The 14,758-nt window shown below is 38.1% G+C and carries 17 protein-coding genes; 6 read left to right on the forward strand and 11 right to left on the reverse strand.

What is annotated here, in order from left to right:
• From DCC35_RS05070 to DCC35_RS05085, 4 genes are read left to right on the forward strand one after another with little or no spacing between them, the layout of a single operon-like run.
• Nucleotides 1-861 carry a rhomboid family intramembrane serine protease gene (locus tag DCC35_RS05070; protein WP_137089762.1) on the forward strand — a complete coding sequence of 287 codons (861 nt, stop codon included), beginning with the start codon at nt 1-3 and terminating at the stop codon, nt 859-861.
• A 29-nt stretch (nt 862-890) separates the two neighbouring features.
• On the forward strand, nt 891-1,814 hold the full coding sequence (locus tag DCC35_RS05075) for a rhomboid family intramembrane serine protease (protein WP_137089763.1): 924 nt from the start codon (nt 891-893) through the stop codon (nt 1,812-1,814).
• 5 nt (nt 1,815-1,819) lie between these two features.
• Nucleotides 1,820-3,844 carry an excinuclease ABC subunit UvrB gene (gene uvrB / locus DCC35_RS05080; protein ID WP_137089764.1) on the forward strand — a complete coding sequence of 675 codons (2,025 nt, stop codon included), beginning with the start codon at nt 1,820-1,822 and terminating at the stop codon, nt 3,842-3,844.
• 53 nt (nt 3,845-3,897) lie between these two features.
• A complete protein-coding gene (locus DCC35_RS05085; protein WP_137089765.1) occupies nt 3,898-5,523 on the forward strand; it encodes an amidase in 1,626 nt (541 codons plus the stop codon).
• Here the strand turns inward: DCC35_RS05085 and DCC35_RS05090 are convergent, their stop codons facing one another.
• The 4 genes from DCC35_RS05090 to DCC35_RS05100 all read right to left on the reverse strand — a co-directional run bounded on the left by DCC35_RS05090 (nt 5,524) and on the right by DCC35_RS05100 (nt 7,432).
• Nucleotides 5,524-6,393 carry a glycosyltransferase family protein gene (locus tag DCC35_RS05090; RefSeq protein WP_137089766.1) on the reverse strand — a complete coding sequence of 290 codons (870 nt, stop codon included), beginning with the start codon at nt 6,391-6,393 and terminating at the stop codon, nt 5,524-5,526.
• Between the two features lies 1 nt (nt 6,394).
• Entirely contained in the window at nt 6,395-6,907 is a 513-nt protein-coding gene (locus DCC35_RS22015; protein ID WP_137092594.1) for a glycosyltransferase, read from the reverse strand.
• Entirely contained in the window at nt 6,889-7,032 is a 144-nt protein-coding gene (locus tag DCC35_RS20595) for a hypothetical protein (protein WP_175402718.1), read from the reverse strand. Before DCC35_RS20595 ends, DCC35_RS22015 begins: the two co-directional genes overlap by 19 nt.
• A 184-nt stretch (nt 7,033-7,216) precedes the next feature.
• Nucleotides 7,217-7,432 (reverse strand): hypothetical protein, encoded by a 216-nt coding sequence (locus DCC35_RS05100; RefSeq protein WP_137089767.1) that lies wholly within the window; start codon nt 7,430-7,432, stop codon nt 7,217-7,219.
• Nucleotides 7,433-7,675: 243 nt separating this feature from the next.
• On the opposite strand from DCC35_RS05100, the gene DCC35_RS05105 reads away from it, so the two are divergent.
• The gene (locus DCC35_RS05105; RefSeq protein WP_137089768.1) at nt 7,676-8,098 is read left to right on the forward strand and encodes a hypothetical protein; all 423 of its coding nucleotides are present in this window, start codon (nt 7,676-7,678) and stop codon (nt 8,096-8,098) included.
• 54 nt (nt 8,099-8,152) lie between these two features.
• Here DCC35_RS05105 and DCC35_RS05110 read toward each other — a convergent pair whose 3' ends face one another.
• Nucleotides 8,153-9,694 carry a YifB family Mg chelatase-like AAA ATPase gene (locus DCC35_RS05110; RefSeq protein WP_137089769.1) on the reverse strand — a complete coding sequence of 514 codons (1,542 nt, stop codon included), beginning with the start codon at nt 9,692-9,694 and terminating at the stop codon, nt 8,153-8,155.
• A gap of 287 nt (nt 9,695-9,981) precedes the next feature.
• Here DCC35_RS05110 and DCC35_RS05115 point away from each other — a divergent pair, with 287 nt between their 5' ends.
• Nucleotides 9,982-10,563: a hypothetical protein gene (locus DCC35_RS05115; RefSeq protein ID WP_137089770.1), complete on the forward strand. Its 582-nt coding sequence runs from the start codon at nt 9,982-9,984 to the stop codon at nt 10,561-10,563.
• 269 nt (nt 10,564-10,832) lie between these two features.
• Here DCC35_RS05115 and DCC35_RS05120 read toward each other — a convergent pair whose 3' ends face one another.
• From DCC35_RS05120 to DCC35_RS21760, 6 genes are all read right to left on the reverse strand, one after another.
• Nucleotides 10,833-11,828 carry a hypothetical protein gene (locus DCC35_RS05120; protein ID WP_137089771.1) on the reverse strand — a complete coding sequence of 332 codons (996 nt, stop codon included), beginning with the start codon at nt 11,826-11,828 and terminating at the stop codon, nt 10,833-10,835.
• 83 nt (nt 11,829-11,911) lie between these two features.
• Nucleotides 11,912-12,493, reverse strand: coding sequence for a D-sedoheptulose 7-phosphate isomerase (gene lpcA, locus DCC35_RS05125; protein ID WP_137089772.1), 582 nt, complete (start codon nt 12,491-12,493; stop codon nt 11,912-11,914).
• A gap of 7 nt (nt 12,494-12,500) precedes the next feature.
• Nucleotides 12,501-12,827, reverse strand: a complete 327-nt coding sequence (locus DCC35_RS05130; protein ID WP_137089773.1) for a hypothetical protein — start codon at nt 12,825-12,827, stop codon at nt 12,501-12,503.
• Between the two features lie 83 nt (nt 12,828-12,910).
• Nucleotides 12,911-13,528: an ABC transporter ATP-binding protein gene (locus tag DCC35_RS21750; RefSeq protein WP_317129012.1), complete on the reverse strand. Its 618-nt coding sequence runs from the start codon at nt 13,526-13,528 to the stop codon at nt 12,911-12,913.
• Nucleotides 13,453-14,292: an ABC transporter ATP-binding protein gene (locus DCC35_RS21755; RefSeq protein ID WP_317128988.1), complete on the reverse strand. Its 840-nt coding sequence runs from the start codon at nt 14,290-14,292 to the stop codon at nt 13,453-13,455. The genes DCC35_RS21750 and DCC35_RS21755 overlap by 76 nt, the downstream gene beginning before the upstream one ends.
• A gap of 46 nt (nt 14,293-14,338) precedes the next feature.
• On the reverse strand, nt 14,339-14,752 hold the full coding sequence (locus DCC35_RS21760) for a hypothetical protein (protein ID WP_317128989.1): 414 nt from the start codon (nt 14,750-14,752) through the stop codon (nt 14,339-14,341).
• Between the last annotated feature and the right edge of the window lie 6 nt (nt 14,753-14,758).

The raw sequence follows: 14,758 nt of genomic DNA on the forward strand, positions 1-14,758 counted from the left end.
ATGTTTGGACGGTTAACACCTGTTGTTAAGAACCTGTTACTGATCAATATTTTGATCTTCATATTGGCTAATGTCATTAATTCCTATTTCGGAGCTGATATAAATAATTTCCTTGGACTTTATTATGTCAGGTCAGAGAACTTTGAGCCATTTCAGTTTGTTACTTATATGTTCACTCATGCATATGCCGATCCGAGAGGAGGATTTTATCTTTGGCACCTATTCGGAAATATGCTTGCACTTTTTATTTTCGGGCCAAATCTTGAGAGAACCTGGGGAGCAAAGAACTTTTTGATCTATTATATGGTTTGTGGTCTTGGAGCCGGATTAATACAGACTGGTGTAATGTATGCGGAAGTAAGGCCAATAGAAGAGGGATATAATGAGTTTATTAGTCAGCCGACACCTGAGAACTTTGATTATTTTGTTCAGGAACATGTGACCCTGGATTATTATGTCCAGGATATGGGGAATGGATATGGAAGGAAAATAGACCGCGTAAACATATTTGATCTAAAGAATGAATGGTCGGAAAATCCGAACAACCTGGAATTAAGAAAAACAGCGATAGATGTTGCAAGGATAGTTTATGAAAGGTATGCCAATATCCCGACTGTCGGGGCTTCAGGAGCAATTTTTGGTATCCTGTTAGCATTTGGAATGCTCTTCCCAAACGTAGTATTGATGTTGTTATTTCCACCAATACCGATAAAGGCAAAGTATTTTGTCATGTTTTATGGGGCTTATGAGTTATATTCAGTATTCCAGGCAGCACCAAATGACAATGTCGCTCACTTTGCTCACTTAGGAGGTATGCTTTTTGGGTTTATTATGATCAAATACTGGAATCGTTACGTATAAAAATATAGTTAATAAGATTAAGAATTATAATGTTAAATTCATTTGTAGATGATTTTAAAAATGCATGGAATCGGCCGAATAATGCCGTGATGCAATTGATATTCATCAATGTCATTGTGTTTTTGGCTATGGCAGTGGTGACGGTTATTACCAATTTATCAGGGTTTGGAGAATTTGGGAATACCTTTCTTGTAGAGCTTTTTTATATTCCCGGAGCATTCTCGGAATTCATTACACGCCCATGGACAATTATTACTTACGCCTTTGCACATAACCTGAGAGATATCTTTCACATTCTGTTTAATATGCTTTTCCTCTATTGGTTTGGAAGACTGATTACAGAATATTTGGGTAGTGACAGAGTAATTAGTATTTATATAAATGGTGCGATATTCGGTGCGATACTTTATCTTCTGGCCTATAATTTTGTTCCCTTTTATATTGAAAGAACCCCAATTCTGGGAATGATTGGTGCGTCAGCTGCAGTAAATGCCATAATGGTTGGAGCTGCAACACTTTTGCCTAATTATACTTTTCACCTGTTGCTTTTAGGGCCAGTAAGAATAAAGTATATAGCTGCCTTCTTTGTGGTTGTATCATTTATCGGATCGGTAGGAGATAATGCCGGAGGAAATGTTGCTCATCTCGGGGGTGCATTTATGGGATGGCTTTATGTAAGTCAATTACAAAAAGGCACCGATCTGGGAAGATGGGTTTATGCGATAATTTCCTTCTTCAGAGGTTTATTTAAACCAAAGCCGAAAATTAAGGTAACCTATAAAAAACAAAGTGCTAAATCTACCGGTAGCAAACGAAGTTCGACTACTTCTACTTCTTCAGGTAATGCATCCCAGGAAGAAATTGATAGAATTCTGGATAAGATATCCGAAAAGGGGTATAGTTCACTTTCCAAGGAAGAAAAGCAAAAGTTATTTGACGCTAGCAAGAAATAATTTTCATGTCATTTAAGTTACAATCTCAGTATGAGCCAACAGGTGATCAGCCGAAAGCCATAGAGCAACTCACCGAGGGCATTAACAATAATGAACCTGCACAGGTATTGTTGGGTGTAACCGGATCGGGTAAAACCTTTACGATGGCCAATGTAATTCAGAATGTAGACAAACCAACATTGGTACTATCACATAATAAAACTCTTGCGGCCCAGCTTTATGGAGAATTGAAGCAATTCTTTCCCGATAATGCTGTAGAATATTTTATATCCTATTATGACTATTATCAACCTGAGGCTTTTAATCCAGGAACCAATGTCTATATCGAAAAAGATCTTTCGATAAACGATGAAATTGAAAAGTTGAGATTGAGTGCAACCTCTGCTTTATTATCCGGACGCCGGGATGTTATTGTTGTAGCTTCTGTAAGCTGTATTTATGGTATTGGTAATCCGGAAGAATTCGGGAAAAATGTCATTAAAGTAGCTGTTGGTGATCGAATACCGAGGAGTCAGTTTTTATATGCATTAGTCGATATTTTATATGCCCGTTCGGAGACTGAATTCACACATGGAAAATTCAGGGTAAAAGGAGATACAGTAGATATTTTCGTGGCCTATGCTGATTTTGCCTACAGGATAATTTTCTGGGGAGATGAAATCGAGGAAATTCACCGCGTAGATCCCGAAACTGGGAAAAAGATCGCTTCAGAAAACCGAATCACAATTTTCCCGGCTAATCTGTTCGTGACCGGAAAAGATGTACTTCAACAGGCAATCAATGAGATTCAGAATGATATGGTCAAGCAGGTTAATTACTTTGAACGCGAAGGCCGGTTCCTGGAAGCTAAGAGATTAAAAGAAAGAACAGAATTTGATCTTGAGATGATCAGGGAGTTGGGGTATTGTTCGGGTATAGAAAATTATTCCAGATATTTTGACCGCCGGACCCCAGGTAGCAGGCCTTTCTGCCTTTTAGATTATTTTCCTGATGATTACATGATGGTCATTGACGAGAGCCATGTCACTGTGCCGCAGGTGAGAGCTATGTGGGGTGGAGACCGATCACGTAAAGTCAATCTTGTAGAACATGGATTCAGACTACCCTCTGCAATGGATAACAGACCATTGGATTTCAACGAGTTTGAAACCATGATAAACCAGGTAGTGTATGTTACTGCTACTCCGGGAGATTATGAATTACAAAAGTCTGAAGGGGTAATAGTCGAGCAATTAATTAGACCGACTGGGTTACTGGACCCGAAGATTGATGTCAGGCCAAGCGGTGACCAGATCGATGATCTTTTACATGAGATTATCGAGCGAATCAAGATGAAAGACAGGGTATTGGTGACTACTTTGACTAAGAGAATGGCTGAAGAGCTGACCTTATTTTTAGAAAGGGCTAATATAAAATGCCGGTACATTCATTCAGAGGTTAAACCACTTGACAGAGTAGAGATTTTAAGAGAATTAAGATTGGGTATTTTCGATGTACTTGTTGGTGTAAACCTTTTGAGAGAAGGACTTGATCTACCGGAAGTTTCATTAGTGGCAATTTTGGATGCTGACAAAGAAGGCTTTCTGAGAAATCAGCGTAGTCTGGTTCAGACTATTGGCCGTGCAGCAAGAAATGTCAATGGTAAGGTGATCATGTATGCAGATAAGATTACTGCGAGCATGCAAACGGCGATTGATGAAACCGACCGTAGAAGAACTGTTCAGCAAGAATATAATGAGAAGCATGGCATTACACCACAAACAGTAGGACGTGAGCGCGAACAAGTCTTGAGTTCTACAAAAGTTGCCGATGCTAAAAAAGGAACGAAAAAATATTATTCCGGTCCTGAAGAAACATCAGTGGCGGCTGACCCGGTTGTTCAGTATATGAATAAAGAACAGCTTGAAAAGCAAAAGACTGCGACTATGAAAAAGATGGAAAAAGCTGCCAAAGATCTGGATTTTATGGAGGCTGCCCGTCTCCGTGATGAGATGATGGAGCTTGAAAAATTACTGGCTGAAAAGAAATAATGTTGGTTGAGTTCGATTTTCTAACTATTTTAAAGAAAATCGAAATTCTAATCATGAAAAGACGTAATTTTTTAAAGAACAGCCTGTCGGGATCAGTTGCAGCCGGGGCTTTAAGTATATTGCCAGGTAGTCAAATTCTGGCTTCGGAAAACCAGCAATCAAATTCCTCAAAGAACAAGTATAATAATTTTGAATTTCTCGAATGGGATATCGCCCGTATGCGGCGGTCGATGGAAAGTGGAGACCTGACATCTTATAAGCTTACTAAGGCATACTTAAAGCGTATAGAAGAGTTAAATCATAATGGGCCGAATTTAAAAGCGGTTATCGCTGTAAATCCCAAAGCGGAAGATCAGGCCAGGCAACGAGATGCAGAAAGAGTAGCGGGAAAGACGAAAGGTCCGATGCATGGAATTCCCGTTTTGATCAAAGATAATATTAACATTTCAGGCATGCCGACAACAGCCGGGTCTCTGGCGTTAAGTAATCACACCCCTGATAATGCTTTTATAATTAATAAGCTCGAGGAGGCCGGTGCGGTGATCCTTGGTAAAGCAAATCTTAGTGAATGGGCAAATTTCAGATCAGTAAGATCCTCTTCAGGATGGAGTGGAGTAGGAGGTCAGTGTAAAAACCCATATTCTCTGGATCGTTCTCCATGTGGTTCAAGTAGTGGAAGTGGTGTTGCCGTGGCAGCAAATATGTGTGCGGTTGCTATTGGTACAGAAACCAATGGATCGATAGTTTGTCCTTCGGGAATCAATGGAATTGTAGGAATAAAGCCCACAGTTGGATTGTGGAGTCGAGAGGGAATCATACCTATTTCTCATACTCAGGATACAGCCGGACCGATGGCGAGGACAGTTTCTGATGCAGCAGTATTGCTGGCAGCATGTATGGGGAAAGATTCAAGTGATCCGGCAACCCAGGAGATGGCAGATGACATGAATTTTGATGATGCCCTGGATGAGCTTTCATTGAAAGATGCCCGCTTAGGGGTGGCAAAAAACTACATGGGTAAGCATAAAGAAGTTGATGCTGCTATGGAGAAATCGATATTAGCAATGCGGGAAGCCGGGGCACAAATAATTGAGATCGACAATATTCTGGGCGATGATATTGGAGATGCTGAAATGACAGTCTTGCTTTATGAGTTTAAAGACGGATTAAACAAATATTTGAAAACCTATGACGCTCCTTATAAATCTTTAGCTGAATTGATCGAATACAATAAGAAAAATGAATCCTCCGAATTAAAATGGTTTGGTCAGGAGATCTTCGAGATGGCTGAGAAAAAAGGATCGCTTAAGGAGCAGGAATATTTAGACGCTCTTGTAAAGATCCGGACAAATACTCAGAAAAATGGCATCGATAAATACATGAAAGAACATGATCTGGATGCGATAATCATGCCTACAAATGCTCCGTCATGGACTATTGACTTACTGCTTGGAGATCATGGGTACGCAGGATCATCAGGCGCTGCAGCAATGTCGGGATATCCGAATATAACAGTTCCTTCCGGAGATATTCATGGTATGCCTATTGGTGTTTCATTTGTTGGAAGAGCCTGGTCGGAGAAAAAACTGATTGGATTAGCCTATGCTTTTGAACAGCTAACAAATAAACGCATGATACCCCAATATCGAGCTTCCGTAAGTGCTGAATCGGAATCCTGATTATTTAAGAAGATTATAATTTCGATATTCCCAGATATGATAGCCGGTTGTTTTTCGAATGAATCGTTTAAACTTTTCTTTGAAAGATAATCGGCTATATGTTATGTCGTGTTCAAATTTCCAATTCTTTCTTTCGATCCGGTCATGCATTACTTTTGGGTGTGAACCTTCAAAATGATCAAGGGCATCAATTCTTGAATAATCATATCCTTCATCAGTGACGTGCTGTTCTTTAGCTTCCGATCCCCTGTAGAGTTTTACAAAGTTCTCTCTTTTTGCCAGCATTTTTTTTGGCTCCTTCACCCAGCCATAGTGATAGATGAAAGCATCGATCAACTTGACATTCAGCTTTTCATCGTCGTTTTTTCTAAAGCCCTGGGCATCACGGTAAGAATAAATGGATGCATCATTTTTGATCACCCTTATTTCACGGCGGTACCAATTAGAAGAAGTGCCTATATAATCGTAAGAAGCATAAAAATGCAGGTAATTAAATAGCAGGCCATCGACTTTTGGATCATCTTTCCATTTTTCCATAGCCTTTCGGACTTCCGGAATGTATTTCTCATGCATCACTTCATCACCCTGTATATAAAAACACCAATCGCTATCTTTAGATACATTTTCAAAGGCCTTATTTGTTTCAGCTGCCAGTACTTTACCTCCTGCTGCAAGTGAATGATCCCATACAGTATCAATAATCTTTATTTTCGGGTCTATATTTTCTATTAGTTTCCGGGTTTCGTCCTGCGAGTCTCCAACCGCTACGACTACTTCATCACATAAAGGAAGAATAGATTTTATTGCCTCTTCGATGGGGTAGTCAAATTTGATAGCATTTTTTATGAAGGTAAAACCCGAAACTTTCATTTTATCTCAATTTTAATTTTTTCATTGCCTTAAGTAACATTGCCGCCGAATGTCTGAAATGATGATCACGTTCAATTTTTTTCTTTGCCATGTGACCGACCATTTGTCCCATTTCGGGATCATTTTTTAATTCACGGATCATTGAAGCAATTCTCTCTGCTGAATTTTCTACTGCAAGTATATCCCTGCCGGGCGTAAATACCTCTTTTAAGGCTAATGAATTTTTAGAAATTATTGGCTTTCTGCATGCAGCATATTTAAACAGGTCTTTTGGGATGCCCAGGTTTGATTTTTTAGAATTTCCGAATATACCCAGGCAAACAGAAGAGTAGTTGATTAGGAGGTTGAGTTCCTTTTCATCTTCAAAATTGATCAGGTTAACATTTCTAATGTCATTATCAGTTATGTATTTAATTATTTTTGTTTGTTCACTATTGACACCCGTAAGATCGAACCTGATATTTTGACCTTTTAAGCTGGCAGCAGCATCTAAAATTAATAAGATACTGTCCAGGGGGTATTTTCAATAATTGTCATCACCCTAAAAAATTCATCCGGCAGCAAATCGTTAAGTGGATGATAGGTAGAAGCATCTACACCAAATGGCACAACAGAGATCTTTCTTGCTTTAACTCCCATTTTTTGCATGAAGTACCTTTTGTACTGCTTAGTTTCTGTGAATACCAGGTCAGCGTATTTAAAAGCCCGGTAATCCTTGTAATAATGTTTAGCTGCTCTTGGGTATAGGGTATAACTTCTTTCTTATCGTAGACTTTAGTGAGAAAATTTGAAATCTCCGGATCAAACAATACCGGTGCATAGCTTATTTTTTTATCTGTTTGACATTTGAATGAGTGAACCCGGGAAGAAAAACGGCATCTACATTTCTTGATAATAATGCTATCTTTTTAGCAAGATCAACTTTTAAAGATCGGTAGGGTAATTCTATAATTTTGACCCCCAGTAGTTTGAGGCCTTTAATCAGGTTTTTTGTTTTTTCATGATCTTTATGATAAGCTCCAGTTACAAGTATTTTCATTGAGTATCATTTGGGTTATAAATTCAATGATCCGGATATCGATCATAATAATATAATACTTTTATTTGACGATGACTCTTTTTAAGGAGTGCTTACGATATTTTTTCCTTAAATAATTCAATATGAATTGAGATGAGTCCTATCGAAAATTAAATCATTATTAATTACACAGAAAACTCGGACAAGAAATGTGAAATGTTAATAGTAAAATATATTTTGCGTGCGGATTAAATCAAAACAGTCATGAAAAGAATATTATTTTTTGGGTTATTTTTATTTTTAGGGTTGTCAGCGTCAAAGGCACAAAATACAGGTTCATGGATGCTCCATGGAGGGCTTGATGTCATTAAAACAGATAATTATGGATTATTTGAAAAAGCCCAGATTGGTTTAGAAGCTAATTACTTTGTCAGGAATAATTTCTCTGCTTCAGGAGGTGTTGAGATTTGGAGAAACACCACCAGAGTGGCATTGGGAATGCGATTTTACCCTGTGCAGCCGGTATATATCAGATTCAGAGGGCTGATCGGAGATAACTCTGATGCAAACCTCGGTTTTGGTTATGCGCATCCGATTGGGGGAAATTTAAAATGGGATTTTATCGGGGACTATTATTTTGACCAGGGCGAGTTTGCAATTCGAACAGGATTAAGTATTATTCTTTAAATAAGAAATTATAAAACCGGCTAACAGCCGGTTTTTTTGTGATTCTGAGATTTCTCACACCCCAATACCCATCATCCTGTCCAGTGATCGGTATTGAATGGCCTCTGCTAAATGAGCTGGTTTAATGGTTTCACTTTGATCGAGATCGGCAATCGTTCTGGCTACTTTAAGTATTCTATCATAAGCCCTGGCAGACAATCCGAGTCTTTCCATGGCAGATTTTAGTAATTCTTTGCCTGTCTCATCAACGCGACACATTTTTTTAATCAACTGGGAGGGCATCATGGCATTATTGTGAATTCCTTCCATATCCTTAAATCGTTCTAACTGGATATGCCTGGCAAGGAGTACTCTCTCACGAATCGACTGACTACTTTCCGCTTTTCTCTGGGCGGTCATTTCATCAAAAGAAACCGGCGTTACTTCAATGTGAAGATCAATTCTATCGAGTAGCGGACCACTGACCTTGTTAAGATATCGTTGCACAGCCATTTCCGAATCAGGATGTTCTTCCTCGGGATTATAAAAGTCTCCAGATGGGCTTGGGTTCATCGAAGCGATAAGCATAAAGTTTGCGGGAAAATCTACAGTTGCCCTTGCCCTTGAAATGGTTACCGTTCTTTCCTCTAAAGGCTGGCGCATCACTTCTAAAACTGTTCTTTTAAATTCAGGAAGTTCATCGAGAAACAAGACTCCGTTATGCGCCAGGGAAATTTCTCCTGGTTGAGGGTGACCACCTCCACCGACTAAGGCTACATCGCTAATTGTATGGTGGGGTGACCTGAAAGGCCGGCTATTTAGCAATGAGGTTTTTTCTCCGAGTTTACCTGCTACAGAATGAATCTTAGTTGTTTCCAGGGCTTCGCTCATGGTCATAGGTGGCAGAATCGAAGGCAACCTTTTGGCCAGCATGGTTTTTCCTGATCCCGGAGGACCAACCATCAGGACGTTATGGCCTCCTGCAGCTGCGATTTCCATTCCACGCTTTATGTTTTCCTGTCCCTGAACATCAGAAAAGTCTACGCCATATTCATTGTGGTTAGTGAAATATGCATCATTGGGATCGACTTTTATTGGTTCAATTTTTTGAAAGCCTTCAATATGGTCAATAGCCTGTTTAAGGGATTGCACTGGGAGAACTTTGATGCCTTCTACAATAGAAGCTTCGTGGGAATTAGCTTCCGGAAGCATAAAATATTTAAACCCTTCGTTTCTGGCCTGGATACATATTGGCAATGCTCCTTTGATTGGACGGAGTGAACCATCAAGAGCGAGCTCACCCATAATCAGGTAATCTTCTAATTTATCGGCAATTATCTGACCTGAAGACTTCAGCATCCCCATGGCGATGGTCAGGTCGTAAGAAGAACCCTCTTTTCGAATATCTGCAGGGGCCAGGTTTACTACTACCCGTTGTCTGGGGAAATAATAACCATTGTATTTGAGTGCCGCTTCAACTCTTTGTTCACTTTCTTTTACCGCATTGTCGGGGAGGCCGACCATAAAAAATTTATTGCCTTTCATTACGCTCACTTCGATCGTAATAGTAACGGCTTCCACGCCATGAACTGCGCTGCCATAACATCTTGATAACATGTGTATTGGTTTTGGTTGAAATAGTAAATTCCTTACTGAATGCTAATTAACAAGATATTTTTAAATAAAGAAAATAATTCTGAATAAGGTTACGGTTTGGAGTATGTTTTATGGAAGTAAGCAATATATAAATATTGCACTTGTTTAAACCTTTTAATTTAAATTGAAAATTAGTGCAAGAATCGGTAGTTTAAGAAAATTATGAAATTACTTTATCTTTGTTTTTTTATTATTTTTTAATGTTTTAAGGAATTAAATAGTCACATCGGATATTTTTAACGTCAACTATGAAAAGCCTGCTAGCTATTGTCCTGTTTATTGTAGCCTTTAAAGCTAATGCGCAACTGACTATGGAGCCTTCTGTATATTTTGATTATAGTTGGGATTTGGGCAATTATGGAGGCCGATCATTTTCATTAAATTATATAACTGAGAAGGATTTATTTTTTCAGATTTTCTACAATGAATATTACCGCTTGCCAATCTGGTATAATAATCCAAATGCAAGTATTTTCTCTTTTATCACCATTCCTCCAGAGAAGAATTTTAATAGTGGTGCTGCTTTTGGCAAAGTATTTTATTTAAATAAAATTGAAACTATCAGATTCAATCTTGTAGGAGGAATTGGGTTCTCTTTGTTAAAAGAACCAGAGTATTCTTATAATTCTTCGAGTGATGTGAGGTATTTTGAATCTTCTTCACTGGCAGTTTATTTTAATCCCCGAATTGAATTTCCAGTCTCAAGGTATATTGGTTTTGGTATAGGATCAAGAATGACCGCTACTTCAAATAGATATTATTTTGCCTTCACATCATCTGTTATTTTTGGTTCTCTCAGGGTAAAAAAGGATAAAAGAAAATTGAAATAATAGCTTGTTCTATTTCTAAACGAATAAGGTTTTTTAGTTTAGTATTTACCCGACTTTTTATTTTTCAGGTAGCGAAATCTCAAAATCAGGAAAACTACACCGAGTAGTAACGAGGCCTCAATGATCATTGCTGAGGTGGAAGAGAAAACTTCTGGCAGATAACTTAGAATATTGATATACATGGTGAATTGGTTTATGGGATATATTACTATAAAAATAAAAAAGCCTGACAATGTCAAGCTTTCTTATTCTTGTTATTTTTAATTTGACTATTGCTTTTCAGTACAGAAAGGAACTCCGAATGTTCCGTTTACAAAATTATCGTCGTCAAGTTTTACGGTAATAATGCCGGTTACCATTTGCTTACCTTCATCAATTTCGAATTTCACCTTACCATCTCTGACCATCTTATTTTTATTATTTTCCGAATCGTAAAGTGTGATATTATTGCCAGTCAAGGCAAGGTCATACTCTCCTGCTTCAGGAAGGCTAATCATCACTTTATCTGCATTAAGAAATTGGTTACATTCTTTTTCAGGGGCAACATTAAAGAGAGTAATACTAATTTTCTCTTTACCAAAAGACGTTCTTTTCTTTGCCATTCCCCCTTTTATAACCCAATCACTACCATTGATCTTACCTGAAGCAGGACTGTCAGCATATGTTAATGTTGTTGGTTTTACATACTTAGCGACTAGTGCATCAAGTGCTTCTTTTCTTTTTTCATCGGGATTTTCTGTAAAGACTTTTTTCCAGTCGAAGTAGAATTCATAGAATTCAGCGATATCTTCTTCTTTCTGCATCTTTGCCGGGATAAATTTAAGGGTGCCATTTTCTTTCCCAACAACAAACTCATATCCTGAATACATGCTTTCCTTATCTTCCTTCAATTTGAGAATTGTTTTATCATCTTTTTCAATAATTGAATATTCAGGCATTTCACCAAAAGGAGGCATGGCTTTAAACCCAAAGATTTGAAATACCATAAATGAAATTCTGTTATCACGGTGTTTTTTAAGTGCATCCTTATACTCAGCTTGAAAATTATCAAAACCGGTTGATTTAAACTCTATTATTAATTCAGCCAGGGCTTTTGTACCTTCTTCCGAATATGAGTCCTGGGTAAGTAACAGTCCCTGTAGTTTTTGGGTGTTCTGGTTTTTAACCGCTTCAGAAGCCTCGCTAAATAGTTGATTATATTGCTGTGCTTTTACACTGGTTAAACAAAGAAAAAATAGAATTAATGTTGAAATTCTGGTTTTCATTAAAGAATTATTTAATAGTCATAAAAAAATTGAATAGTTGAAATTCTAATATTAAAAAACAGGAAATCACTTACAATAATGAATCATGATCCTGCAGACATCGATTTCTCTATTTTCTGGATCAGTATATGAATGATCTTAATGTGGATTTCCTGGATTCGGTCAGCATATCCATGGTGTGGTACTCTGATTTCAATATCCGCTCCACCGGCCAGTTTTCCTCCGGTATTTCCACTTAGTATAACCACCTTCATGCCTTTGGCTTTAGCTGCTTTAGCTGCCTCAATAACATTCCTGGAATTACCGCTGGTGGAGATTCCTAAAAGGATATCATTTTGCTGACCTATTCCTTCTACGAAGCGGGAAAAAATAAACTCAAATCCAAAATCATTGCCGACACAGCTTATATGACTGGGATCTGATATAGCAATCGCAGCCATGGCCGGCCTGTTATCCCTGTATCTTCCCGATAACTCCTCGGCAAAATGCATGGCATCGCAATGAGATCCGCCATTGCCACAACTGATTATCTTTCCTCCATTTTTAAGGCTTTCAGACATCAGGTCAGCTGCTTCTGCGATTTTATTAAGTAAGTCTTCGTCAGATAATACTTTTTGTAAAGTGTGTAAAGCTTCTTCCAGCTCTTTTTTAATATCTTCGACCACCTGGAAATTATTGATTTTTTGTTTCAGAATCAGAACTTCCCTGGCTTTTTACCTGCTTGGATTCTTCAGCCAGGTCAAACATCTTGGCTTTTAATTCTGTTTTTTCTTTATCGAGTTTGGAGATCTTTTTGTGTTGATCCTGCCAGAATTTTAAGAATAAAACAATATTCACAAGGAATAAAACCAGTCCTAGATATGCTCCCGGTTTGAACAGGTAATCATATTTTAGAAGGTTTAAAAAACTATCACCTGTAGCTACTGTTGCAGCTATAATTACCGCTATATGAAATAGCAGGTAAACAATAAAAAATCCGATAGTAAATTTCTTCATCATTATTCAATGCTTCAGTTCAAGGGTCAATATACTATCATATCATTTAAGTTACCACCGATACACTAAGATTTTACGAGTTTTAGCTACTCATGAAGACTCTGCATCTCTATCAGTTTGGCATATAACCCCTTTTGTTCTAATAAGGATTCGTGATTACCCCTTTCAATTATTCGACCTCTTTCAATAACAAGAATCTCATCAGCGTGCTTGATCGTACTCAGGCGGTGAGCAATAACAAGGGATGTTCTGTTTTTCATCAGGTTTGTAAGCGCTTCCTGCACTAGTTTTTCACTTTCAGCATCAAGTGCTGATGTTGCCTCATCAAGAATTAAGACTGGAGGGTTCTTGAGAATGGCTCTTGCGATACTCAACCTTTGTCTTTGTCCGCCGGATAGCTTAGTTCCTCTCTCACCAATATTCGACTGATATCCATCATCTAATTTTTCTATGAACTCGTGGGCATTTGCAATTTTTGCTGCAGCGATAACATCCTCTTCCTTTACATTATTCATTCCGAAGGCGATGTTGTTAAACACCGTGTCATTAAACAGGATAGATTCCTGCGTCACGATACCCATTTGAGCCCTGAGGCTTTCGATCTCGATATCTTTAAGGTTGACACCATCTATTTCGAGTTTACCTTCTGTAGGGTCATAGAAGCGCGGTAAAAGATCGGCAAGCGTTGATTTACCACCCCCGATGGACCGACAAGTGCTACTGTTTTACCTTTTTTAAGTGTAAAAGATATATTGTCAATTACTTTTTCAGTATCGTATGCGAAAGATACATTATTATAGATGATCTGATCTGAAAAAGAATCTATCTCAATTGCATCAGGCTTATTTTTTACCTCATTTTCGGTGTCCATTAACTCAAAAATTCTATCCGCGGAAACCAGTCCTCTCTGAAGACCTGAGATCGCATTATTTAAGGACTTGGCCGGATTTAATATCTGACTGAAAACAGCAAGGAAACCAAAGAAATCAGATGCTTCCAGACCACTGTCGCCGTCGAGTATCAAGGTTCCTCCGATCATAATGATGATTGCAACAACGGTAACTCCCATGAATTCAGAAGACGGACCTGCCAGGTTATATCTTTTGCTAAACTTCCAGTTATAAAGGGCGTAATTATTTACTTCTGATTTGAATTTAGAGTTTATATATCCTTTGGCATTAAACGCTTTGATTACTCTCATTCCGGAGAGAGATTCATCTAAAATGTTCGCCATTCTACCCAGAGTAGTTTGAGTGCCGATTGCCTGCTTTTTTAACTGTTTTGAAATCGTACTGATAATGATACCGGATACAGGTAAAAGAATCAGACTGTATAAAGTCAGTTTAAAACTTATGCCAAACAAAGTACCGAAATAAACTAAGATGATTATCGGCTCTTTAAAGAAAACTCTTACTGAATTGACAATACTATTTTCAACCTCCTGAACATCCGAAGTGATCCTGGACATGATATCACCTTTGTGTTCACTAGTGAAAAACCTACGTGAAGGCCAGTTACAGAATTAAATATTGATGTTCTAAAGTTTTGATAACATTGACTTTAGCTTTTTCTACTGTAAGCTGAGAAATGTACCTGAACAGGTTTGAAAGAAATACCGAACCGATTAAAAGCGTGCAAATGTATTGTAGCGCCCTGAACTTACCGACATTTTCTATGTAGTTGGTCAGGTTGTAGTAAAACAATCCCTTAAAATATTCGACAACACCAACTTCACCCCATTCGGGTTTTTGCCTGAGCATTTCTAATTTATCCTGATCTATCTGGTCAAATAATACCTCCATTATGGGTATTAAAGATAACAGGTTAAACAAAGAAAATATGGTAAACAACAAGGTGCTTATTATGTAAATAGGAGTAAGCCACCCTATTGGTCTGGCATATTGAAAAAGCCTTTTTAATGTCTTCATTCAGTA

The organism is Mangrovivirga cuniculi (genome assembly GCF_005166025.1).
GTDB lineage: Bacteria > Bacteroidota > Bacteroidia > Cytophagales > Cyclobacteriaceae > Mangrovivirga > Mangrovivirga cuniculi.